A 23,355-nucleotide genomic window follows, 5' to 3' on the forward strand; every position below is an offset into this window, starting at 1 on the left:
ATATGAGATATGATAATTTACTATATATTATTGATATACACGAAAAATTGTATATGATTGACCATAGGGCAAGACTTTTAAGTTGCTTTTTATTGTTTTCGGTCAGTCAGCTGTTTGCTCAATCCAGAGCTGAAACAAGAGATAGTACAGCGGTTCAAATAAAAGTGTATGGCAGTTTTCGGGGGCATTTTGCGGCGTATGATAAAGAAGTGGAAATCCAGGAGAATGCTTCCCGCCTGGGTTTTGAAATCAGTGCAATGCGGAAGGGGATCCGGTATTTTGCCGGACTTGAAATGCAGGTAAATATGTTCCGATCGGCAACATCCTTTAACCTAAGTGCCAGCACTACGGGTGGATACCTGCAAGCTGATCGTAACCAGGACCGCCAGGTATTGTCCAGCAGACTGGGATACATGGGAGTTGATCTGGGCAAATGGGGTACTGTTGTTTTGGGAAAGCAGCGCAGCATTTATTATGATATCACAGGGTATACCGATCGGTTCAATGTATTTGGGGGTGGTGCAAGTGCAACTTATACTGCGGGTACGGATGGGGGTTATACCGGAACGGGCAGAGCAGATCAGGCATTAACTTACCGAAACAGTACCGGCAGGTTTTCTTACGGAGCACAATTCCAGTTTCTCAACAGCAATAATAACCGTTGGCTGGATGGATTAGCATTTAATTTACAGGTTCAGCTTATTGAGCAGTTAAAATTTGGGATTGTAGTTAATCAGTCTTTTTTAAATCCCTCCCTTATCAATTCAGGAGAGTTTATTGGATTGAAAGGAAACCCCCGGTATTATGCGGCAGGTGTAAACTATAGAGCTGGCAATTGGGAAATAGCCGGACTTTTTTCAAGGCAACAAAATGGGGATGCAGTTACTGGAAGGATTATTGATCCGGTGAATGGAATCAGCAATCCGGTGGTTGTTTTTGAAGCAGTGGGTGGAGAGCTGTACTTCAATTATCACTGGAAGAAGGTATCAGTACTTCTGGGCGGAAATTATTATCAACCCGATACCGATATAGTTACATCCAGCGGCGAACGACCCATAGATGCGGCCTTTAAAAGAAGATACATAATTACAGGAGCCGAGTATCGACCCTTTCGGCTCTTAAAACTTTACTCGGAAGCCAGAATAGCGAATGGAACAACCGCACTTGGCTTGAGAGAAACTTCTGTTTTTACACTTGGACTACGACTGGATGCTGATGGTGTCTTTTCAAAAAAATAATTCTTACCAACTACTTGTTCTTGAACTGCGACCTGAACTGGTAAACACTTTTGCTTTAACTCCTTTCTGCTGGTTGATCGGCCCGGTATATTCCAACGATTTTTCTGTGGGCTCTGAACCATCTGTTGTATACCGGATTTTCATTCCCGGAAACTGAACATTCAGCAACAGTTTGCCATTCTCGATTTTCATACCAGGCGGTGGTACGCGATAGGCAAACCCACCAGCATAATAATCAAGCTTTGGCAATTCCTGCTGACCAACCTGATTGACGAAACGATTCCAGTCTGCTGCATACCCTTCCGCGGCTTTAACTGCATCAGCGGTGGTTGCCCATTCCGGGTCTTTTGACCAGGCACGTTCTGATAGGCCCAATAATTTCGGAAGGATCATGTATTCCAGGTTGGCTTCACTACGCAGCGTCTCTGACCAGATCAATCCCTGCAAGCCTACAATATTTGATTTACCAAAATCGGTTAGCCGGTCCTTACCAACAAATGCATCTGTTTTAACCGGATTACCTGCAGCATCTTCCTTTGTATTGCGGAAATAATCGTATGGAATAAAATAAAATGGTTTGTCTGCATCTGTAAAACCTCCCCAATAGTAACCGGGTTCTTCCGGTGCTCGCAGATAGGACATGTCGAAGTAATAATTGCTTACAGGAGACAGAATCACTTTATATCCTGCATTTGCCAGTCGGTAGGGCAAGTCTTCATTACCCCAACCCACCATATTATTCCATACATGTAACCGGTACCCTTCATTTGCGAGTCGCGGATTTACAATCAGTTTCGGTTGTCCCTGCAATTTAGTCTTCCGCATGCCTACTTCTTCCCAACCTGATAATTTCAGTCCGCGCTGCTCCAGTATTTTCTGCACTTTGGTAAAATAATAATACCAGAGATCATCCACATTTTCCAGGCTTGGATCTTTTTCAATAAGGACTTTACATTCCGGAGAGCCTTCCCATGCGCCGGCAGGTACTTCATCCCCACCCATATGAATCGTAGTCAATGTAGCATCGGCTTCCTTATAGATACCTCTAATATCATCTACTACCTGCTCAATGAATGTATAAACAGATGGCAGTGCCACACACATCACGTTATCTGTCCAGGCTTGCGCAGTACTGTATTTCGACTGATCCATGGTATCTCTCAGCAAATATTTCAGCGCCTCTTCTCTTTTTCCTTCTCTCATGAATTTCCGGTAACGCGCATCCATTGATTTAATGGCTGCCCTTGCATGCCCAGGTGTTTCAATTTCAGGTATGATCTGAATATGACGAGCTTTGGCATAGCGCAGGATTTCGATAAAATCTGCCCGCGAATAAAATCCGCTCGCAGATAATTTACCTGTTGCTGGTCCGGCTCCATAGGAGGGTGGCAGGTTGTTTTTGCTGTCCAGCGGATGACCTCTCTGTGATCCAATGGCCGTCAGCTCAGGAAAAGAAGGCATTTCAATCCGCCAGCCTTCATCGTCATTGAAGTGAAGGTGAAGGGCATTCAATTTATATATCGACATCAGGTCGAGCATGCGAAGCAGTTCCTGCTTTGGCTGAAAATTTCGGGCGATATCAATCATCAGGCTTCGAAATCCGAATCGGGGCGCATCTTTTACTTCCACGGACTGAAACTGAATGCTACCAGTTTTATTCTTCCATTGAATCGCAGGTATCATTGCCTGAAAACTCTGGATTCCATAAAATATTCCAGCACCTGTTCCGGCACTGATGGTCACACCATCCGGCTGTACAGACAGTTCATAAGCCTCTCCGGAAAGGTTATTTTTTTTCAATAGGATGGATCCCTTACGGTCTGGGCTAGCCGAACTAACCGGCAGTGCTTTTCCAAACAAACGAATTCCCTGCTGCGATAGATAATTTGCTTCTGAACCAAAGGCTTGATCAGTAAAAATGGTAGTCTGGGCATCAAAGCTGAAGAAACCATTGGCTTCAACCAGGCTAACCGGACTTGGAATTATGGCTGGTGATTTAATTGGTTGAAGAGTTGCCGATGCATATTTCGCATAGAGATCTTCCTGAGTTATATAATTGATGGTTGTATCACTGAAACGACCGTGCTTAATACCTGCAAGATTGTATCCCTTCATGGGTTCTTTGTCCCAAACCAGGTAGATGCCATTGGGAGCGGCAGAGTGATTCAACGAATGACCGATGGTAGGGTACTGAAAACTAACAGAACTTCCCCTTTTAAGCGGGAGTGCTCCTTCCACCGGGAAGAGGCGGTATAAATCTCCATTTACATGTTCAATCCGCAACCCGTTTGAACTGGTAGGTACGGCTTCCCTGCTGCAGGAAAAATAAATAGTCCAGCCCGTTGCAGGAAACGCTTTTTTACCCATGTTCGTCAACTTCAGCTGGTTCAGTGCTTTGAATTCCTTGTTGAAATTATTGGTAAGCAGGGTCCATTCCAGTTCAATAGGAACCAATGGTGAGGTCTTTGGTTGAGCAACCACAGGCGAAGAAATTGCCAGTACGAGGGAAAGAATCAGAAAAGTCAACTTCATTATTACAGATTGTGGACTAAAATTAGTCCACAATCTGTAATAACTGCACTTATTCCAGTTTTCTCTCTCGCAAATTCCATGGATAATTATATTTCACTTCTATAGCATCTTTCCATTCAAAACTGTCCGAAACCCCTTTTGAGTCGGTAATAGTCAAACGAACGGAGTATTTGCCTGGTTTGGCTGTTTCATAATCTATGATAGGATTTTGTTCGGATGAACTTCCTTGAACGGATCCTGGGAATTCCCATTTCCAACTGCTTCCTTTTCCAGCGATCGCCGAATGGTCGTAGAAAAACACCTTCCATTCATCACTCTTTCCTGATGGCAATTTTGTTTTATTCAAGGCAAAGCGCGCCTTGGGACTGTTTTCTTCAACCAGTGATGTTTCGAATAGTCCGCGGTGTGTACCAATCCGAAGGAGCTGTTTATCATAGTTGATCATCAAAAAATTTACAGAGCTATAAGGAAGATTTTTACCTACAGGTTCCCAGGAATTCAGGTTTTCACTTGTATAAAAGACTCCTGGGTAACATCCAAGGTAAATACCTCCTTTTGTTCCCCGTTGAAATGCTGCTGTAAGAATTTCATTTTTAGGTAAGGATTGACTCCGGTAATCTGACCAGCTTTGCCCTCCATTTTTCGACTCCAGTACTTTTATTTCATTTTGAAATCCAGACACAGTGAGAAATAGATGATTGGGATCCCGGTCATCGATAACAATATCCGAAAATCCATATTTAATTGCTTTTTCGTGGTCGGGTGTAATAAGTTGCCAGGTTTTTCCGGCATCAATGCTTTTATAAACTATGGAAGGTTTGTTGCAAATCGCATACACATACTCCGGATGACTGACACTCAGTCGTACTCTTTTGCCATACGCTTTTTTAGGAAATTCCAATAAGGTATCAATTGTTTTCCCATTATCCGGTGTAAAAACGATTCTGCAGGTATCATATCTCCAATGAGGTTTATCCTCATCAACCGCATAAAAAGAATAAATATTGGTAGGGTGAAATTCAACATTCCTGTAGGGAATATAACCAAAGCTGATCGGAGATGGAACTGAAGTTGCTTCATCCCTTAAAAATTTTGGGCGTTTAATGATTTGATGGTTATAAGGAGTAGCGTAGATATATCTATCGTCAAAAGGGTTGACAGATGCAGTCATTGCATCGCCACCACCAAAGTGATACCAATCTTTACCATAATTCTTTTCATCATAAATCATGGTACCACTATGGTCTACTCCAATTGCCATGACCTCTGATTTAAAGGAAGTACTGAACCCCCACAGATCCTGTCCGCTGTAGCCCTCCAGTCTGGTTTGAACCCTGGTTTGCAAATCAATATGATTAACTCCACCATCGTTTACCAGCCAGACATCATTGCCAATAATTTTCGCATGCTGGATATCTCCATGGATATGGTAATTGCCTTGCTTTCTGAGATAATTCCATGTAGTACCGCCATCTGTACTGAGGGCTGCACCGGAACCTGCCAGCACCATGGTTTTAGGGTCTTTATTTGAAATGGCAAAAGCGGTTGCCCAACCCACCTGCTGAAAATTTCCTTGCCAGAAGGATTTATCCATAAATTCGAAATTGTACTCTTTTTTATTTTCGTCAGCGCTGTAGGGATGAAACAAGGAAAAATGTGAATCAATCATTCTATAATTATTGGTCTGTGGAACCAATTGAAAACTTTTTCCTTTGTCTTTACTCACCAGGAAAGTTCCCACCATTTGTCGTTTATTTTCTTTTTTTATGGTGGTAGGAACCATGGCATCTCCAAAAATTGTTACGTATAATTTGTCCGGATCCGAAAGGCTAACACACGCTGTGATATCGTGTAGCCGCAATAGTTTGGATGTATCTGGCAGTCCTTTTGTAACCTGAGTAAATTTATTGCCACGATTGGTTGACCGGATGATAGAAAAAGCATTCGGCGTTTTTTTATTAGCGCCTCCACTATAAATAATTTCACCTGATCCTGGATGGTATTCAAGGAACTGACACAACCAGTCAGCTTTAATCAGCTTCCAGTTAAGCCCACCATCTACAGTTTTGTACAGGCTGTCATTCACTGCTGCGATTAATTCATTTTCATTTCTGGGAGATACAGTGAGTAAGGTTCTGTCATCATTTAGTTTCTGCCTGTCGCTGCAGGGTAGTTTTTGCAGAATGTTCAAATTGGTGAATTTCCAATTCAAACCACCATTTTCTGATTTCAAGATGCCTACCGTACTGGCTGCGTAAACAATTTTAGGATTGGATGGTGCGATTTGAATTTTTTTGACATTTTCAACAGGGAGATCTGCGGTAACACATTTCCAGGTAATTCCCTTATCAGTACTCAACCATATTCCTGAAGACATTCCACCAATAAGTATATGATCTGGTTTTGTTGGATGGATGTCAATAGTACGAAATACGCCTAGTCCTGGTGCACTGGTTTCTCCGGTGGATTTATGAATGGAAAAGGGCCCTAATGCCCGCCAGCTCTCGTGTCTTAATTGCGTAAAACACGAAATGGATATAAGTAGTAAATAAAAGATCAACTTGAATTTCCGCATTCTTTTTTTTATGAAACTATCATGACTTTACAGAGACTATCAATGCAAACGTTTGCTCAATTTTCATCAACTGAATTTTATAATAAATGCAAAAAATAGCGCAAACGTTTGATTAGAAATATCAATCGTTTGCGTATTGATAAGCGTTATCACATTGAAGTTTACAGCGAATCATTACGATTGCTTTACCATTATTTTAGATCCGTATAAAAAAATTCAAACCAAACTGCTAAACTATGCTTGTGAGATTAAAAGTGGTTGCACAACTGCTATTATCGGCACTTTGTGTTTTATGCCCATCAATGGAATTATGGGCACAGGAACGACAGATTACCGGAGTGGTCCTCGAACAAAAGACGGGACAGCCATTAGAGGGGGCAACCATCACATTAATTGGAGCCAATCGCTCTGTTTTATCAGATGCAGATGGCAGATTCCGAATGCAATTGCCACCTGGAAAGCAAACAATCACAATTTCATTTGTTGACTTTGAAACTGCCAGGTTATCAATTAGTGAAGGCCAACAAAATTTAGTACTGCGTTTGACTGAAAAGAGTAATAAACAATTAAGTGATGTAGTGGTGGTTGGATATCAAAAGCAGTCGTTAAAGAAGACAACTTCGGCTGTTCAGGTGGTATCAGGTAAATCAATTGAAAATATGCCGGCACCGAGCTTTGATCAACTGTTGCAGGGAAAGGTGTCAGGTATTAATATTCAGAATTTTTCCGGTGAGCCAGGTGTACGCAATACGTTTACAGTAAGAGGTAATTCTACCATTGTTACCGACCTTAATTCCGGAGTTGACGATGCACGTACATTAAGTACACCGTTGTATGTAATTGATGGTATTCCCATTTCAATCACTGATCTGGAAAGTTCAGCAAGTACTGGTACCAACTACCTTGCTGGGATCAATGTGAATGACATCGAAAGTATTGTTGTTCAAAAGGATGCGGCTGCTACTGCAGTTTGGGGATCCCGTGGTGCGAATGGTGTAATTGTTATTAAAACAAAACGTGGAAAAGCAGGGAAACCTCAGATGCGTTTTTCTTATTACTCAGGACTAACGCAGAAGCCAAATCTCATGCGCACAGTGGCTGGCGCAGAAGAACGCTGGCAAAAACTGGGGCTGATGCGTGATTATGGAACCTATCAAAATCTTTCAAATATTCCTCAGGTTCTTTCGGACAGCCTTAACCCGGCTTTTAACAATGCTACTGATTGGCAGGATCTTTTTTATCAAAGTGGTTTAATAAATAACGCAGACGTAAACATTTCTGCAGGTAGTGAATTGTTGAACTATCGCCTGGGAATCAACTATTATGATGAAGATGGTATTATTCGTCAAACTGGTTTTAAACGATATTCCATTCGTGGAAATTTCGATTTTAAAGTTTCGAAAAAATTCAACATCAATCTAAATCTAAATGCAACGAGGTCAGACCGTAAAAGAGGATTGGGCAGGGGGCGTAATGATATCGTACCGATTAATGCAGCTACCATGCCAGCAACCTTTTATGCATTATCAGATGCCGACAAAGAATTTTACTATGGTGGCTACGATAAACAAAGGGATAAAAACCAAACGGATGCCTTCTCTGCCTACGTTCAGGCCAATTATGATATCGTAAAGGGCATTCAGTATTCTTTCCAGGGTTCATTAAGTTCCACAACCGATAAACGAAACAGATTTCAGCCCGGAGAAATTACACCTGATGGGAGGTCCTATGCGGGCTCTTTTCAGAATAATTACATGCAATATTATCTGGCCAATATTTTAACTGGCACAAAAACCATTGGCGAGAAACACAATTTCGGAATGGTATTGACGCAAAGTTTTCAATTAGATGATAAATCCGGTTCAGTGATTGAAGGATTTGATGTTCCGGATGACAATATTCAGGTTGTATCAGGTATTCAGCAACGTAATCTATTTGGTTATTCTTATGCTCAACAGGCAGGACTATTATCTTTCATGGGTCAGTTATCTTATGACTATGATCAGAAATACATTTTGAATCTTTCCTGGAGAGGGGATGCCAGTTCCAGATTCGGAAATGATTCCAAGTGGGGATATTTCCCGGCTGTTTCTGCTGCTTACATTGTATCAGATGAGAAGTTTCTTCAAAATGTATCATGGATTGATTTATTAAAAATTCGTGGTAGTTATGGATTATCTGGTTCAATGCCTGATGATTTTTATGCTCCTTATAATGTTTGGGATGTAAACCAGGGCTTGTACAATGGTACGATCATGGCAACTCCCTCTTTTCAGAAGCCAGTTACACTTCCTAACCTGACCTGGAATAAATCAGATCAGACAAATATTGGTTTTGATTTATTTATGTTCAAGAACAGAGTGAATCTGACAGTGGATTTTTATCAGAGAAATTCAATGAACCCGATATTGAATCTGCCTTTCCCGTTCTTTACAGGTTATACATCACAAACGTATAATGCCTCTCTTAATATCCTTAATGAAGGGATTGACATTCAGTTGCAAACCAGAAATCTTGGTAAATCAAGTCCTGTTCAATGGACGACCAATCTGAATATGTCGTTCAATAAAAACAGGATATCTTCTTTACCAAATGGCAATAGAACTTTCTTTACAAATAGTTACAATTACAACCAGGAAATGATTTTTGCGGTTGGTCAACCGATTTATACCTGGGCTCAAATGCGTTATTCCGGTGTATATAACAACCAGGCCCAGATTCCGGTTAATCCGCTTACTGGCCAGCCGATAAGTTATTTTAAAACCTATTATCCTGTACGTCCAGGATTCCCCATTTGGGAAGATGTGAACAATGACTGGGATGTGTGGAGCGATGAAGATAAAGGAGAAGCAAAAGGAGATCTGGTTGCAACTGGCAATCCAAATCCCAAACTCACAGGAGGATTGTACAATGAGTTTACTTACAAAAATTTCTCATTTGGGATCCTCTGTACGTATACTATTGGCAGAGATATTATTAACAACCATCTTTCTTCGCAGTTTCAGAATGTTTGGAATTTTGGAGGCATCAATAATTTTGCGGCCCAGCGCCTTCCTGATCTTAGCCAGTTTAATTACTGGGTTCCAGGTGATGCAACAAAGGGAGATGACAATGCTGCCAGCTTTCCAAGCCTGAGCCCATATGGCCCCAATTATTATCAATTCCTTCCTTTCAGCACCATGTGGAATGAGAATGGCAGCTATTTTAAAATCAGGAATATCAGTTTGGGCTACAATTTCAACAGGGCGCTTGTTCAGAAACTGGGTGTTCAGAATATTCGGTTGTACAGCATAGTGGACAATATCTACAATTTCCAAAAGGCAAATGTTCCGGATGCAGAACTGGTTAGTCCGCAAGGTGAATACCGCGGTACGGCTTATCCGCTTCCAAGAAAGTACACCCTTGGTTTTGAAGTATTATTTTAATCTAATTCATTGTTATCATGAAAATGAAACCATTTAATATGTTGCCGGGAAAAACAGGCAGCTACCCGGCACTGGTTTTACTAATCGCAATATTGGTAATGACCAGTTCCTGCAGAAAATACATTTATCTTGAACCTAAAGATGCCACTTACGATCAGGTTTTCTGGACAAATGGAAGCAATGTTGAAAAATCGGTTAGCGGTGCATATGGGATTCTGCGTTCCGCTTTCAGGGATGAACGCAGTTATTTTGTATTTGGTGATCTGCCAACGGATGCGTTCAGGCTTGATGGTGGTACATTCTGGAATTACCAGGATTTGCTTTATGAAAGACGTTTCACCTACAGTTATGCCCCCTACCTTGAACAAAGCTTACACAACTGGACAAGGTTTTACCGGGCTGTCAATCAGACCCATCTGATTATAGAAAATACAGAAAAAATTGATGTTGACAAGTTCAATGGTGGCCAGGAAGAAAAGAATCAATTACTGGGAGAAGGCCATTTTTTAAGAGCCTTTACCTATTTCTACCTTACAAGGGTTTGGGGTGATCCTGTAATAACCAGAGAATCAGTGAAAGATCCTACAAAAGTACAGCCAATCGGAAGATCAAGTGAAGCAGAAGCGATAGACTATTGCATTGAAGATCTTCAGAAAGCTACTCAGTTATTATCCTTTAATGCAGAAACAGGTCTTGGTAAAACGAGGGCAGATAAAGGCGCAGCTTTTGCCTTATTGGCACAGGTGTATGCCTGGAAGAAAGACTATGCCAATGCTTCACGTTATTGTGATAGTGTAATAGTATCGAACCAATATGCACTCGAATCAACTGAAAATTATTCAAGCATCTGGATGGGTAATTCCCAGGAATCGATTCTGGAAATGTTTATGAAACATGATGATGCCAATACAGAAGCAACTGATTTTTTCTTTGGCAATTTTTTGCATGATCCGCTTGTAAGAGGAAAAGCATCCTGGACCAGTTGGAATGTCAATGCTGAGTTGGCATATCAGCTTTATGATACGGCTGTAGATGAGCGGTTTAAATCTACGATTGGACTCATAAATACCGGAACACCAGCTTTGCTTAAATACAGTAACGTAAATTATTTTGACCCTTCCAGGCCACAAACATATGTTGTGGACAATAACCTGGTATTGATCCGCCTGGCAGATATCATACTGTTAAAGGCGGAAGCAGCCTTTCATCTTGGTAACGAGGGCCTGGCTCTTCAATTGTTAAACCAGGTAAAAGAAAGAGCCGGTTTGGAAGAAGTTACACTAAGTGGCGATGATCTTTATTTCGAATTGATTTATGAAAGATACCGTGAACTAATGGGTGAAGGAGTTTTGGCCTTCGATTTAATACGTATGGGAAAACTGGTTGAATTGTTTCCTGATGCGTACACCCAGGAAAGAATCAGTAAAAAAGGATATTACTGGCCTTTGAACATGAGAACACTTTTACCACAGGATCCGCTGTTAACACAAAATGAATGGTGGAAAAATCATTAAACTTAATAATTATGAAGAAGATCATACATACAACCGTATTGTTTGGCGCGCTGGTCATGTTTTTTTGTTCCTGCAAGCGCGATGATTATTTCATTGGTGGTTCAAAGCACAATGCGAAAGTTGATATGACCACCTATGATTATTTAAAGTCAAATTCTCAGGGTTTATTTGACACCTTGCTGTTGCTGGTAGATGCTGCCGGTGTGAAAGAGAAAATAAATAAACCCGGGATCAGTTTTTTTGCTCCAACTGATTATTCAATCAATGGTTATCTGAATAAAAGAGTGGCAGAAGAACAAAACATTGACCCTTTCAGAAAATGGACTATTGACTCAATGATAAAATATGAGCTCCCTAAATTCAGGGATTCTATTGACGCTTACATTGTTGGGGAAAGTATAGACTATTCCACGATGACCCAGAACGGAAAGCTTTTTGGAACCATGCTGCCTGGAAGCCAGGTTGTTGTTTCATATGAAGAAACCCGCGATCCGGCGCTTGGTTATAATCCGAATGTCTCAACCATACCCAGGATTGTTTATTACACTTTTCTGTTCGGTCCGATAGTTCCTCCCATTGTTGCTCAGAATATTCCAAGCACCTTGGGTAAAAGAGAGCGTGTGCAGACATCCGGAATACAATCCAATTCGGGTATGATCCATGTCCTCAACAATCAACACACATTGTTTTTCAGAAAGTAAAAATCAGGTAATGAAAAAACTAACATATTTATATATGCTCCTCCTTCTTTCAGGAGTGCTTGCTAATACCGGCTGTAAAAAGCTGGATGATGGGTTTTTAAGTCCGATCATTCGATATGAAGAAGACCCAATTATAATACAAAGGGGAAGAGTCAAAGTTAGCTCTGCACTTAACTTTGACGGTTCTAGCAGACCAGTTACTGTCAAATTGCTTCATGTGTACAACAGGGTAACAGGGGCACTTATGGATTCCGTTTTTTCTAAGCAGTATGAAATAAAAGGGTGGACTGGTTTATATGATCCTAAAAGTGATACTACCCTTGAACTGATTGGTGCCAAACAAAAGGATATGCAGGTCAACCCGATCGTTGTAAATCCAGTAAGCGGCCAGCTGGAAGCTAATTTTACTACTATATACCTCCCGCTGGGGCAATATGAATTCGATCTTGAAATTTCTAATGCCGGTGGCACAAAAGTGTATGAAAAGATTGGAAAATTTGACCTTGTTGATGCTAAACCTTATGAAGCACATCCAGAGATTGGAACACCTTATAACAGAATGATTAAAGTTGGGGATGAAAACACTGGTTCAAATTTATTAAATCCAGAAGTAACTATTAAAAGAACAGCAGATGCTCCCAATAAAGTAGTTGTGCGATTCATGGATAAAAATGGAGTAACATTTAATCCTAAAGCTAACGAAATTCAACGCAGACCCTATCCAGGCAATAATCCGCCACAGCCCTTCCTTCAGACAATGCAGGATTATTCACTGGCTACCGACTTGTACGATGATAGGATGGAGTTTTCCTATGGAGTTGTACCCTTTCCTTTAAGTTCACTTGGAAATGGTTTCAATTATTATTACAGGATTCCTGCAAATCTCTTTACGCATGACAATCAGACCAGTTTCCCGGATGGTACTTATTCCGCTAATCCGAGATTTGTATTCAGGGCATTTGTTCCCGGCACCTATGAAGTTGAATTCAAATTAATAGATTTGATCAAGAAATAGGAGGATACTTAAGGAACCGTAAAAACCTGAGCAGTAACACGAAATTGGTGTTTCTGCTCAGGTTTTCTGCATTTCAGAGGTTTCAAAAATTGGAGTAGTTTTGGCGCATAAGCACATTTAATGATACTAGGAACCGGCATCGACCTGGTGGAAACGGATCGGATTCAGCGAAGCCTGCAGGGTAAGGAAGGTTTCCGCCAACTGGTTTTTTCGGCCGGGGAAATTGCCTATTGCGAAAAACAGGCTAACCCTTATCAGCACTATGCGGCAAGGTTTGCTGCAAAGGAAGCTTTTCTGAAAGCCCTGGGTACCGGATGGATAAACGGAACCGCTTTTCATGAAATAGAAATCATACATAACGAACAGGGGCAACCGCAGATTAACCTGCTGGGGCAAACCGCTCAAACAGTTGCCGGTCGCAGCATCCGGCGTATACATGTATCTTTGTCGCACCAAAAAACCATGGCCACCGCAGTGGTGCTGCTGGAAGCCTGAGTTTGCAACAATTGTATGAATTCACCCGAAATTTCATTTAATCATGCTGAGCAAATCAGTTCCCTGCAGGAAAAGAAATTGCAGGAATTGATTAATTATGTTGCGGCAGCTTCCCCTTTTTACCAGGAACGCTTTGCCGCTTGTGGAATAAATCCGGCCGATATCAGAACGCTGGAAGACCTGCAACTGCTTCCGGTTACAACCAAAGAAGAGTTGCAATTGCGGAACTGGGATTTCTGTTGTGTGTCGCGTACTGAAATTGCAGAGTATATGTCGAGTTCGGGTACCCTGGGCGCGCCGGTAACCATCGCCTTAACGGAAAAGGATCTGGAGCGACTCGCCTATAATGAACTTTGTTCTTTTAAAATGGCCGGTGGCACAGCTGCCGATACCTACCAGCTCATGTTAACACTCGACCGCCAGTTTATGGCCGGCATCGCTTATTATATGGGAATTCGCAAATTGGGCGCTTCCCTGGTGAGGGTTGGTCCGGGTGCCCCCTTTCTCCAATGGGCTACCATTCAGCGGTTAAACCCCACTGTTATTGTTGGTGTGCCATCCTTCCTGGTAAAACTCATTGAATATGCAGAGGCAAATGGTATTGATCTGAATACCTGTTCGGTTCGGAAAGCCATTTGTATCGGGGAAACCATTCGCCAGCCCGATGGTAAGCCCAACCGCCTGGCCAATCGTATTACGGATGCCTGGAATATTCAACTCTATGGCACTTATGCATCTACTGAAATGCAAACTGCTTTTACCGAGTGTGCTGCAGGTAGTGGTGGTCATCTCAATCCCGAATTGCTAATAGTGGAATTACTGGATGAAAACAACCAGCCGGTAAATCCCGGAGAGCCTGGTGAAGTAACCATTACCACATTGGGAGTGGAAGGCATGCCACTGATACGATACAAGACCGGTGATATCTGCATTCAATATACAAATCCCTGTTCCTGTGGGCGGAATACTATCCGCCTGAGCGGTGTGATAGGCAGAAGACAGCAAATGATCAAGTTCAAAGGCACTACGCTTTATCCTCCTGCTATCTATGACCTGCTTAGTGAGATCCGGGCTATCCGGGAATATGTTGTTGAGCTGAGAAGTAGTGAATACGACCTGGATGAAGTACGCCTTCACCTCGACATCCCCGAACCCTCCGAAAGCCTCCTATCCACCATCCGGGAAAAACTGAGATCCCATTTACGGGTGATCCCTGAAATAATTCTGGCTTCTGCTGCGGAATTGCAGGCACTTCAGTTCCCGGAGGGAGGCAGAAAGCCGCAGAAATTGATCGATCACCGCTAATTGCGGCAATTTTATGCATTATACCTATTTTTGAGCCCTTTCAATACCACTAGAACGTGACAAATTTTACGATCGAAAAGCAACTAACCCTATCTGACTTTCGGGAAATCGTGCTGGAAGAAAGGACGGTTTCCGTACACCCTTCCATCCTGGAAAATGTTGCGAAGAACCATGATTTTCTCAAAGGCTTCGCTTCCAATAAAATCATTTATGGTATCAATACCGGTTTTGGCCCGATGGCTCAATACCGGATCAGCGAGCAAAACCTGAATGCGCTTCAATACAACCTGATTCGCAGTCACAGTACTGGTAGCGGTCAGCCAATTGACCCCACCCTGGTACGCGGATTATTATTGGCCCGGCTGAATAATTTCCTTCAGGGTTATTCTGGTGTACATCCGGAACTGGTGGAACTGCTGGTTGAATTGCTCAATAAAAAAGTCTACCCTGTTATCTATGAACATGGTGGGGTAGGGGCAAGCGGCGACCTGGTTCAATTGGCTCACCTGGCTCTTACTCTGATTGGAGAAGGGGATGTATGGCACCAGGGTGTGATTCGACCCACTGAAGAAGTATTTGCGCAACTTTCCATAAAGCCACTCAAAATTCATGTGCGCGAGGGACTGGCACTGATCAATGGAACTTCGGCCATGACTGGCATTGCACTGGTGAATTTGCTGCAGGCGAAAAAACTGCTGGAATGGTCGGTGTTTTTATCAGCCATGACCAATGAAGTGGTAGAAGCCTATGATGATCATTTCTCCCATGAGCTGAATCATGTTAAACACCATCCCGGTCAGCAGGCCATCGCCAAAATGATGCGTTCCCTGTTAGGCGACAGTCATATGATCCGCAGCCGTAAAAAGCATCTGTACGAAGGAGATAAAATGGATCAGGATGTGTTTGAAGATAAGGTGCAGGAGTATTATTCACTTCGTTGTATCACGCAGGTACTCGGGCCGATTTTGGATACCATTGAACAGGCTGAAAAAGTGATTGTGGCGGAATTCAATTCCGTAAATGATAACCCGATCATTGACCATGAGAATGCAAATATTTTCCATGGCGGTAATTTCCATGGCGATTATGTATCGCTGGAAATGGACAAACTGAAGATTGCGATCACCAAACTGAGCATGCTGAGTGAAAGGCAATTGAACTACCTGCTGAATGCCCGGCTGAATGAAAAATTCCCGCCTTTCATGAACCTGGGAACACTGGGCCTGAATTTTGGTATCCAGGGTATGCAGTTTACAGCCACTTCAACGGTTGCGGAAAACCAGACCTTCAGCAACCCGATGTATATCCATAGCATCCCCAATAACAATGATAACCAGGACATCGTAAGCATGGGTTCCAATGCAGCCCTGCTGACCCGTCGGGTGATCAATAACTCCTTTGAAGTGTTAGTGATCCAGATGATCACGCTGCTGCATGCCGTAGATTACCTGAAATGCCAGGATCGCATGGCTTCTGCTACAAAAGGATTGTATGAAGAAATAAATGCCATTTTCCCCAGTTTTGTGGACGATGCGCCCAGGTATAAAGCCATCGCTAAAGTGAGGGCTTATTTTGAGAAATCAGAGCCGGTTGTGAGTAAGGCCATCCGTCAACAACAATAAAACGCGTATGAAATCTGCATTGGTAACCGGGGGATCCCGTGGTATTGGTCGCGCCATCTGTATTAAAATGGCCGGATTGGGCTATCATGTACTGGTGAACTATAAAGGAAACAAAGCTGCGGCAGAAGAAACCCTGGAAGCGATCAAAACTGCCGGTAGTACCGGTGAGTTGCTGGCTTTTGATGTGGCAGATAAGGAGCAGATAAAAACAGTGCTGGGCGGATGGATCGAGGCCAACAAAGAAAATCCGATTGATGTGCTGGTAAACAATGCCGGCATTAAAGACGATACCCTGATGATGTGGATGAAAGATGAGCAGTGGGAATCGGTTCGGGCTACCAGCCTGGATGCATTTTTTTATGTAACCCGTGAAGTGCTGAGCGGAATGCTGATGAGAAGGATGGGAAGAATCATTAATGTGGTGTCATTATCGGGCTTAAAAGGGATGCCAGGACAAGCAAATTATTCTGCCGCGAAAGCCGGTGTGATCGGTGCAACCAAGGCCCTTGCGCAGGAAGTTGCCAAGCGGGGTGTTACGGTTAATGCGGTAGCGCCGGGATTCATTCAAACGGATATGACGGAAGGACTAAATGAACAGGAATTAAAAGCAATGATTCCTGTACAGCGCTTTGGAAAACCCGAGGAAGTGGCACATGCCGTCGCATTTTTGGCTTCGCCGGATTCTGGTTATATTACAGGCACCGTTTTATCAATCAACGGAGGATTATATACGTAACTGGCATGAAGAGAGTAGTGATTACTGGCATGGGGATTTATTCCTGTATCGGCAAGAATAAGGATGAGGTGAAGCAATCCCTGTACGAAGGGAAATCTGGAATTATCCTGGATCCGGCCCGGAAGGAATTTGGCTATCGCTCCGGCTTAACAGGTTTTGTGGAGCGGCCTAATCTGAAGGGACTGCTTGACAGGCGGGCGCGTATCATGCTGCCACAGCAGGGGGAGTATGCGTATATGGCTACTTTAGAAGCACTCCAACAGGCAGGTATAACCGATGAAATGCTGGATCGCATGATCATTGGTGTTTTATATGGTAACGACAGTTCTGCTGAACCGGTAGTAACTGGTACCGATCTGATGCGGGAAAAAAAGGATACCACCCTGGTAGGCTCCGGCTCTGTATTCCAGGTAATGAATTCCACGGTTACCATGAACCTGGCAACTATCTTCCGGCTTAAAGGCGTGAATTTTACTGTGAGTGCAGCCTGTGCAAGCGGCAGTCATGCGATTGGGTTGGGTTATCATTTCATTAAATCAGGTTTGCAGGAAGCAGTGATCTGTGGTGGTGCACAGGAGATCAATATTTATTCAATGGGCAGTTTTGACGCGCTCTCTGCTTTCTCCATTCGTGAGAACGATCCTACAAGAGCTTCCCGGCCATTTGATAAAAACCGGGATGGATTGATACCATCCGGTGGAGCGGCAACGGTTATTCTAGAAAGCCTGGATTCAGCGCTGGCCAGGGGTGCGAATATTTTGGCGGAAGTGGTGGGATATGGGTTCTCGTCCAATGGAGAACATATTTCCAACCCAACAGTGGATGGTCCGGTCAGAGCACTGGCCATGGCGTTGAAAGATGCAGGGCTAGAATCAAAGGATATCTTCTACATAAATGCACATGCAACCTCAACACCCGCAGGAGACAGCAGTGAAGCAAAGGCGATCCATGAGGTATTTGGAGCTACGCGTCCTTATGTGAGTTCTACCAAATCCATGACTGGTCATGAGTGCTGGATGGCAGGGGCCAGTGAGATCGTATATTCTATGCTGATGATGCAACATAATTTTATTGCTCCCAATATAAATTTTGAAGAGCCCGATGAAGATTCGGCTCGTATTAACCTGGTAACCAAAACAATCGATACAGAATTCAGTTGTTTTCTGTCCAATTCTTTCGGCTTCGGTGGAACCAACTCATCGCTGATCGTAAAGAAATACGACAATTAATCACCGATTATCTACGTTTTATCCTTTTCTGGAATATAAAAAACCTTAACCGACTTAATTTCGCCGCTATGACAATGGAGCAACTTATTGAGAAGATTAATTACCTCCTGGTAGAGGAATTTGAAGTGGACGCGGAAAAAATTACCCCTGAAGCGAACCTCAAAGCAACCCTTGAGCTGGACAGCCTTGATTATATCGATATGGTGGTAGTGCTGGAACATCATTTTGGATTCAAAGTGAAACCGGAGGATTTTACTTCCATTGAAACCATTCAGGATTTTTACGATTATACAGCTCGCCGTATCCATACTAAAGAACTGGTATAATGGCAAGCTGGCAGGGAAGATCCCAGGCCCTTCCGCTGGGTTACCGGATTTTCGTTGTGGTTTTAAAGCGGTTGGGATTAACTCCCGCCTATGGTCTTCTCCGATTTGTTGCAGCCTGGTATTTTCTGTTTTCCAGGAAATCCACCAGGGCGCTGAATAGTTATTTTAAAGGGCGGCTTGCTTATTCCCGTGGGAAGGCCACCAGGGCTATATACCAGACCTATTATCATTTTGGTCAGACCCTGATTGATAAAGTAGCTGTGATGGCAGGGTTAAATACCCCCTTCACGTATGATTTTGATGGTGAAGAATGGCTGCACCAGATGGTGAAAGATGGTAAAGGCGGATTGTTGCTCAGTGCACACATGGGCAATTGGGAAATTGCAGGACACCTGTTGAAGCGACTGAAAGCACCTATCAATGTGGTTATGTACGATGGGGAACAGGAGCAGATCAAAGCCTACCTGGAAAAAGTAACAGGTGGCAGGAACATGAAGCTGATTATCATCCGGGAGGATCTCGGCCATATTTTTGCAATCAATGAAGCCCTTCAAAGAAATGAACTGGTATGTATGCATGCCGATCGTTTTCTGGAGGGAAATAAAACAATATCCACCCAATTCCTGGGGAAAACCGCTAATTTTCCGGCTGGTCCCTTTTTACTGGCGGCCAGCCTGCAGGTTCCGGTTAGTTTTGTGTACGCTTTTAAGGAATCTAACAGGCACTATCATTTTTTTGCCAGTCCACCTGTCTTGTACAGAGAAGGTGCAAAGCAGGAAAGAATATTGAAAGCGCTGCAGGATTTTGTGATGGAGACGGAGAAAAAAGTCAGTCTTTATCCAACCCAATGGTTTAATTTTTACGATTTCTGGAAAGCATGATATTACTAAGCAAAGATCAACTGGCCTCTATTTTACCACAGCGACCTCCATTTGTGATGATAGACGCGCTGGTTGCAGATGATCCTGTCTCTACTGAAACAAGTTTTGAAATCCTACCTTCCAATATCCTGACCCAGAATGGAAAAGCGACTGCTGCCTTATTGGTTGAAAATATCGCCCAAACAGCAGCAGCAGGGGCTGGATATAAAGCGTTGCACGGAAATGGACCGGTTTTAGTGGGTTTTATTGGAGCTATTAAAAACCTGGAAATCCATTCATTACCCGAAGTGGGAGCCCAATTGAAAACAACTACCAGGCAGGTCAATGCAGTTTTTAATGTATCGATTGTGGAAGGAACGGTGTACCGGGATGATCAACTGCTGGCCTCCTGTGAAATGAAAATTTTTCTACAGGAACCCAAATCATAACCATTAATACTACAACCATGAAAAAAAATCTCTTGTTCCTTTTATGCGGTATCTTTTTGTTGGCTGGCAATTCATTGTACGCACAGAAAAAAGCAGATATACTGAATGAAGCTACACCGATGACCTACCTTGGGGTAGATTTTTCCAGGACAAAAGTGATCAATGACTTTGCTGCTACTGCTTCAGATATTAAGAACCGTCATTTCGCTGGCATCAACCAGGTAATCATTGCTGAACCAAAGAAATTCGACTGGCCCAAATACCTGGATCGCGGAAACATCACCAATGATATCGCTGCTGTTACTGCCATCAATGAAAAAGTGGACGAAAAAGATATCAGCAGCACTTCTACTGCAGACGAAACACATCTGAAAGAGTCGGATATCCAGGGAATGGTGAACAAATATGATCTTTCAGGCAAAAAAGGTGTAGGCCTTGTGGTAATCATGGAATCACTCAGTAAACCATCCGAGGCAGCATCCATGTATATTACATTTATCGACATGGCTACCAAAAAAGTATTGTATACAGAGCGTATGGTTGAAAAAGCTGGTGGCTTTGGCTTCCGGAACTATTATGCCAGTACGATTTATAAAGCCATGCAAACCATCAAAAAATCAAAACTCAAGTCCTGGCGCTCCAGCTTCGGGTCCTGAGCTATCATTTATGAATAAAGGAGCCCTTTCGTTTACCCGAGAAATTACTGTACGCTTTAATGAAGCTGATCCGCTTGGCATTGTTTGGCACGGTCATTATGTTCGTTATTTTGAAGACGGGCGTGAAGCTTTTGGTCAGGCATTCGGACTAAGTTACCTGGATATTTACAAACATGGATATTCAGTTCCTGTAGTTAAGATTGACCTGGATTATAAGAAATCACTTAAGTATGGCGACCGTGTAATAATTGAAACGGAATTCGTTCCCTGTCATGCTGCCAAGTTGCAATTCATTTATCGGTTATACAATGCCGTTACAAAGGAGTTGGTAGCGAAAGGTTCCACCACACAGGTATTTCTGGATCACCCAGAAAACAATCTGCAACTTATCAATCCGCCTTTTTTCGAAGCGTGGAAGCAAAAACATGTAGGTGCCGGCTAGAAATGAAAACGCGTCCCGCATATATCGTAGCTCATCATATGGTAACTCCATTGGGAAGCGGCACTGCTGCCAACCTGGACGCTATTGCTTCCGGTAAAACGGCAGTTACTGATAATCTTTACCAGGTTTTCCAGGGTCAGGGTATTTGCGGGGCCCTGTTCAGTGAGGAGCAATGGAAGCAAATCAGGGCACCCTATGATGATGATATTACCCATTTCGAAGCGCTTTTATTACATTCTATCGAGGCTGCAATTGCAACTTCCAACTTTACCCTGAATGACCCGTCAACCGTTTTAATTCTGGCTTCTACCAAGGGAAATATCGGGGAATTACAGGAGGGAAACGAAGCAGCAGCTGAGGCTGTCGGATTACATGAATCGGCAAAAAAACTGGGATTGCTGTTGAATTATCACAGTCGCCCGCTGATTGTTTCCAATGCCTGTATATCGGGGATGACTGCGGTACTAGTTGCAAAACGATTGTTACAGTCGGGCCAATATAAACGTGCAGTAGTAGCTGGAGCTGATTCTATCAGCCCCTTTATAATAGCCGGTTTCAAATCCTTCCAGGCCCTTAGTACATCCGTATGCAAACCATTTGATAAAGAGCGGAATGGGCTGAACCTGGGTGAAGGCGCGGCAACTGTTTTGTTAAGTACCGAACCCGCCGGTAGTTACCTGGCCGTAAGTGGCGGTTCAACAACCAATGATGCCAATCATATTTCAGGTCCATCGCGAACCGGTGCGGAAATGGCAAATGCAATTAAAAATGCTATGAAGCAGGCGGGGGTTTCTTCAAATGAAATCGGATTTATCTCGGCTCATGGTACTGCTACGCCCTACAATGATGAAATGGAGTCGAAAGCATTTCTGCAGGCGGAACTTGAAAATGTACCTGCTTTCAGTCTGAAAGCCAGTTTCGGACATACCCTCGGTGCAGCCGGACTTATCGAATCAGCCATTTCAATGGAGGCTTTTCAGCGTGGCTGGATCCTGCCATCAGTAGGGTATTCCAGTCATGGTGTTAGTGTACCGGTGACCATATCAAAAAACTTAATGAAGGATGTATCCCTTCAACATTTTATAAAAACAGGCTCGGGATTTGGAGGATGTAATGCCGCCCTTGTCTTTTCGAAAACAACAACACAATAGTAGTATCCAACATGAATCATTTTTCTAAAGACAGATTAACAGCAGTTGAAGCAAAAGAAGCTGCACAGCGGGTCGCCTTTGGTCCCGTTATGTTTCAGGCGGCACAGGCCATGCGTAAGAATGGATTATTACAGGTAATTCGTGATGCTGGAAAAGCAGGTATTACCATAGAAGAAGCGGCTTCCCGGTCGGGTTTATCGCACTACGGGGCAAGAGTACTGATGGAAGCCGGACTTGGAATGGGCGCGTTTCTGTTGAATGAAGACAAATATACCATCACCAAAATGGGGTTCTTTCTCCTCTCTGATCCGTTGACGAATGTGAATATGAATTTTATTGATGATGTATGTTATGACGGACTGGCATCATTGGAAGAAAGTATTGCAACCGGCAAGCCTGTAGGACTAAAGGTATTTGGCGAGTGGAATACGATTTATGAAGCACTTTCCAAACTTCCGCCACAGGTGCAGAAAAGCTGGTTTGAATTTGACCATTATTATTCGGATGGATCTTTCCCGCTGGTGCTGCCCATGGTATTTGCAACCGGGGTAAAGAAGATCATTGATATCGGTGGAAATACCGGGAAATGGTCTATTTCCTGCGCTCAGTATGCACCGGATATTTATGTAACCATCATGGATTTGCCAGGGCAGGTATCGATGGCGCAGGCAAAAATCAGGGAGCTTGGACTGGAAGACCGCATACATTTTCATCCGGTGAATATCCTGGATGAGAATCAGCAATTCCCAAAAGGGCATGATGGTATCTGGATGAGCCAGTTCCTGGATTGCTTTTCTGATGCAGAGATAACGTCGATCCTTAAACGCTGTTATGAAGCCATCGATGAAAATGGATATGTGTTTATTCTTGAAAATTTCTGGGATTGCCAGCGTTTTGAGGGAGCAGCATTTAGTGTTCAGATGACAAGTCTGTATTTTACTGCACTTGCCAACGGAAACAGCCAGATGTACGATTCGAAGGTATTCAAGAAATGTATTTATGATGCGGGACTTCGAATCGAAGAACAGATCGATCATATCGGCGAAGGCGGGCATACCCTGCTGATCTGCCGTAAAGCATAACC

Annotated in this window: 19 protein-coding genes; 17 read left to right on the forward strand and 2 right to left on the reverse strand. The window is 43.1% G+C overall.

Annotation, left to right across the window (positions count from 1 at the left end; translation table 11 throughout):
- Window positions 1–53 precede the first annotated feature (53 nt).
- Window positions 54–1,238 carry a porin gene (locus MD536_RS12475; RefSeq protein ID WP_239600135.1) on the forward strand — a complete coding sequence of 395 codons (1,185 nt, stop codon included), beginning with the start codon at window positions 54–56 and terminating at the stop codon, window positions 1,236–1,238.
- A 3-nt stretch (window positions 1,239–1,241) separates the two neighbouring features.
- Here MD536_RS12475 and MD536_RS12480 read toward each other — a convergent pair whose 3' ends face one another.
- Window positions 1,242–3,770 carry a beta-N-acetylhexosaminidase gene (locus MD536_RS12480; protein ID WP_239600137.1) on the reverse strand — a complete coding sequence of 843 codons (2,529 nt, stop codon included), beginning with the start codon at window positions 3,768–3,770 and terminating at the stop codon, window positions 1,242–1,244.
- 49 nt (window positions 3,771–3,819) lie between these two features.
- Complete coding sequence (locus MD536_RS12485) at window positions 3,820–6,147, reverse strand: PKD domain-containing protein (protein WP_239600143.1); 2,328 nt, start codon at window positions 6,145–6,147, stop codon at window positions 3,820–3,822.
- A gap of 434 nt (window positions 6,148–6,581) precedes the next feature.
- Between MD536_RS12485 and MD536_RS12490 the strand changes: the two genes are divergently transcribed.
- The 16 genes from MD536_RS12490 (at window position 6,582) to MD536_RS12565 (ending at window position 23,353) form a co-directional block, all read left to right on the forward strand.
- Complete coding sequence (locus tag MD536_RS12490; protein ID WP_239600151.1) at window positions 6,582–9,770, forward strand: SusC/RagA family TonB-linked outer membrane protein; 3,189 nt, start codon at window positions 6,582–6,584, stop codon at window positions 9,768–9,770.
- A gap of 17 nt (window positions 9,771–9,787) precedes the next feature.
- Window positions 9,788–11,284 carry a RagB/SusD family nutrient uptake outer membrane protein gene (locus MD536_RS12495; protein WP_239600153.1) on the forward strand — a complete coding sequence of 499 codons (1,497 nt, stop codon included), beginning with the start codon at window positions 9,788–9,790 and terminating at the stop codon, window positions 11,282–11,284.
- Between the two features lie 11 nt (window positions 11,285–11,295).
- On the forward strand, window positions 11,296–11,985 hold the full coding sequence (locus MD536_RS12500; RefSeq protein WP_239600155.1) for a hypothetical protein: 690 nt from the start codon (window positions 11,296–11,298) through the stop codon (window positions 11,983–11,985).
- A gap of 10 nt (window positions 11,986–11,995) precedes the next feature.
- Window positions 11,996–13,000: a DUF5007 domain-containing protein gene (locus tag MD536_RS12505; protein WP_239600157.1), complete on the forward strand. Its 1,005-nt coding sequence runs from the start codon at window positions 11,996–11,998 to the stop codon at window positions 12,998–13,000.
- A 120-nt stretch (window positions 13,001–13,120) separates the two neighbouring features.
- Window positions 13,121–13,495, forward strand: a complete 375-nt coding sequence (acpS, locus tag MD536_RS12510; RefSeq protein ID WP_239600162.1) for a holo-ACP synthase — start codon at window positions 13,121–13,123, stop codon at window positions 13,493–13,495.
- Window positions 13,496–13,510: 15 nt separating this feature from the next.
- Window positions 13,511–14,800: a flexirubin biosynthesis putative acyl-CoA ligase FlxY gene (gene flxY, locus MD536_RS12515; protein WP_239600168.1), complete on the forward strand. Its 1,290-nt coding sequence runs from the start codon at window positions 13,511–13,513 to the stop codon at window positions 14,798–14,800.
- 56 nt (window positions 14,801–14,856) lie between these two features.
- Window positions 14,857–16,422, forward strand: coding sequence for a flexirubin biosynthesis tyrosine ammonia-lyase FlxA (gene flxA, locus MD536_RS12520; RefSeq protein WP_239600170.1), 1,566 nt, complete (start codon window positions 14,857–14,859; stop codon window positions 16,420–16,422).
- A gap of 7 nt (window positions 16,423–16,429) precedes the next feature.
- Window positions 16,430–17,158: a flexirubin biosynthesis SDR family reductase FlxB gene (gene flxB, locus MD536_RS12525; RefSeq protein ID WP_239600172.1), complete on the forward strand. Its 729-nt coding sequence runs from the start codon at window positions 16,430–16,432 to the stop codon at window positions 17,156–17,158.
- Between the two features lie 5 nt (window positions 17,159–17,163).
- A complete protein-coding gene (locus MD536_RS12530) occupies window positions 17,164–18,387 on the forward strand; it encodes a beta-ketoacyl-[acyl-carrier-protein] synthase family protein (RefSeq protein ID WP_239600174.1) in 1,224 nt (407 codons plus the stop codon).
- A gap of 74 nt (window positions 18,388–18,461) precedes the next feature.
- Window positions 18,462–18,713, forward strand: coding sequence for an acyl carrier protein (locus MD536_RS12535; protein WP_239600175.1), 252 nt, complete (start codon window positions 18,462–18,464; stop codon window positions 18,711–18,713).
- Window positions 18,713–19,594, forward strand: a complete 882-nt coding sequence (locus tag MD536_RS12540; RefSeq protein ID WP_239600177.1) for a lysophospholipid acyltransferase family protein — start codon at window positions 18,713–18,715, stop codon at window positions 19,592–19,594. Before MD536_RS12535 ends, MD536_RS12540 begins: the two co-directional genes overlap by 1 nt.
- Window positions 19,591–20,022 carry a hotdog family protein gene (locus MD536_RS12545; RefSeq protein ID WP_239600178.1) on the forward strand — a complete coding sequence of 144 codons (432 nt, stop codon included), beginning with the start codon at window positions 19,591–19,593 and terminating at the stop codon, window positions 20,020–20,022. The genes MD536_RS12540 and MD536_RS12545 overlap by 4 nt, the downstream gene beginning before the upstream one ends.
- Window positions 20,023–20,039: 17 nt before the next feature.
- Window positions 20,040–20,678, forward strand: coding sequence for a hypothetical protein (locus MD536_RS12550; RefSeq protein WP_239600184.1), 639 nt, complete (start codon window positions 20,040–20,042; stop codon window positions 20,676–20,678).
- 10 nt (window positions 20,679–20,688) lie between these two features.
- Window positions 20,689–21,120: an acyl-CoA thioesterase gene (locus MD536_RS12555; RefSeq protein WP_239600185.1), complete on the forward strand. Its 432-nt coding sequence runs from the start codon at window positions 20,689–20,691 to the stop codon at window positions 21,118–21,120.
- A 2-nt stretch (window positions 21,121–21,122) separates the two neighbouring features.
- Window positions 21,123–22,271: a beta-ketoacyl-[acyl-carrier-protein] synthase family protein gene (locus MD536_RS12560; protein WP_239600187.1), complete on the forward strand. Its 1,149-nt coding sequence runs from the start codon at window positions 21,123–21,125 to the stop codon at window positions 22,269–22,271.
- Window positions 22,272–22,282: 11 nt separating this feature from the next.
- The gene (locus MD536_RS12565) at window positions 22,283–23,353 is read left to right on the forward strand and encodes a methyltransferase (protein ID WP_239600193.1); all 1,071 of its coding nucleotides are present in this window, start codon (window positions 22,283–22,285) and stop codon (window positions 23,351–23,353) included.
- The last annotated feature ends 2 nt before the right edge of the window (window positions 23,354–23,355 follow it).

It is taken from the genome of Flavihumibacter cheonanensis (assembly GCF_022352215.1).
In the GTDB taxonomy this organism is placed as follows: Bacteria; Bacteroidota; Bacteroidia; order Chitinophagales; family Chitinophagaceae; genus Flavihumibacter; species Flavihumibacter cheonanensis.

Bases quoted from the DNA above. Each gene is read 5' to 3' on its own strand.
- MD536_RS12475 (WP_239600135.1), top strand. From the start codon at position 54: ATGATTGACCATAGGGCAAGACTTTTAAGTTGCTTTTTATTGTTTTCG.
- MD536_RS12480 (WP_239600137.1), bottom strand. From the start codon at position 3,770: ATGAAGTTGACTTTTCTGATTCTTTCCCTCGTACTGGCAATTTCTTCG.
- MD536_RS12485 (WP_239600143.1), bottom strand. From the start codon at position 6,147: ATGTCTTCAGGAATATGGTTGAGTACTGATAAGGGAATTACCTGGAAA.
- MD536_RS12490 (WP_239600151.1), top strand. From the start codon at position 6,582: ATGCTTGTGAGATTAAAAGTGGTTGCACAACTGCTATTATCGGCACTT.
- MD536_RS12495 (WP_239600153.1), top strand. From the start codon at position 9,788: ATGAAAATGAAACCATTTAATATGTTGCCGGGAAAAACAGGCAGCTAC.
- MD536_RS12500 (WP_239600155.1), top strand. From the start codon at position 11,296: ATGAAGAAGATCATACATACAACCGTATTGTTTGGCGCGCTGGTCATG.
- MD536_RS12505 (WP_239600157.1), top strand. From the start codon at position 11,996: ATGAAAAAACTAACATATTTATATATGCTCCTCCTTCTTTCAGGAGTG.
- acpS (WP_239600162.1), top strand. From the start codon at position 13,121: ATGATACTAGGAACCGGCATCGACCTGGTGGAAACGGATCGGATTCAG.
- flxY (WP_239600168.1), top strand. From the start codon at position 13,511: ATGAATTCACCCGAAATTTCATTTAATCATGCTGAGCAAATCAGTTCC.
- flxB (WP_239600172.1), top strand. From the start codon at position 16,430: ATGAAATCTGCATTGGTAACCGGGGGATCCCGTGGTATTGGTCGCGCC.
- MD536_RS12530 (WP_239600174.1), top strand. From the start codon at position 17,164: ATGAAGAGAGTAGTGATTACTGGCATGGGGATTTATTCCTGTATCGGC.
- MD536_RS12535 (WP_239600175.1), top strand. From the start codon at position 18,462: ATGGAGCAACTTATTGAGAAGATTAATTACCTCCTGGTAGAGGAATTT.
- MD536_RS12540 (WP_239600177.1), top strand. From the start codon at position 18,713: ATGGCAAGCTGGCAGGGAAGATCCCAGGCCCTTCCGCTGGGTTACCGG.
- MD536_RS12545 (WP_239600178.1), top strand. From the start codon at position 19,591: ATGATATTACTAAGCAAAGATCAACTGGCCTCTATTTTACCACAGCGA.
- MD536_RS12550 (WP_239600184.1), top strand. From the start codon at position 20,040: ATGAAAAAAAATCTCTTGTTCCTTTTATGCGGTATCTTTTTGTTGGCT.
- MD536_RS12555 (WP_239600185.1), top strand. From the start codon at position 20,689: ATGAATAAAGGAGCCCTTTCGTTTACCCGAGAAATTACTGTACGCTTT.
- MD536_RS12560 (WP_239600187.1), top strand. From the start codon at position 21,123: ATGAAAACGCGTCCCGCATATATCGTAGCTCATCATATGGTAACTCCA.
- MD536_RS12565 (WP_239600193.1), top strand. From the start codon at position 22,283: ATGAATCATTTTTCTAAAGACAGATTAACAGCAGTTGAAGCAAAAGAA.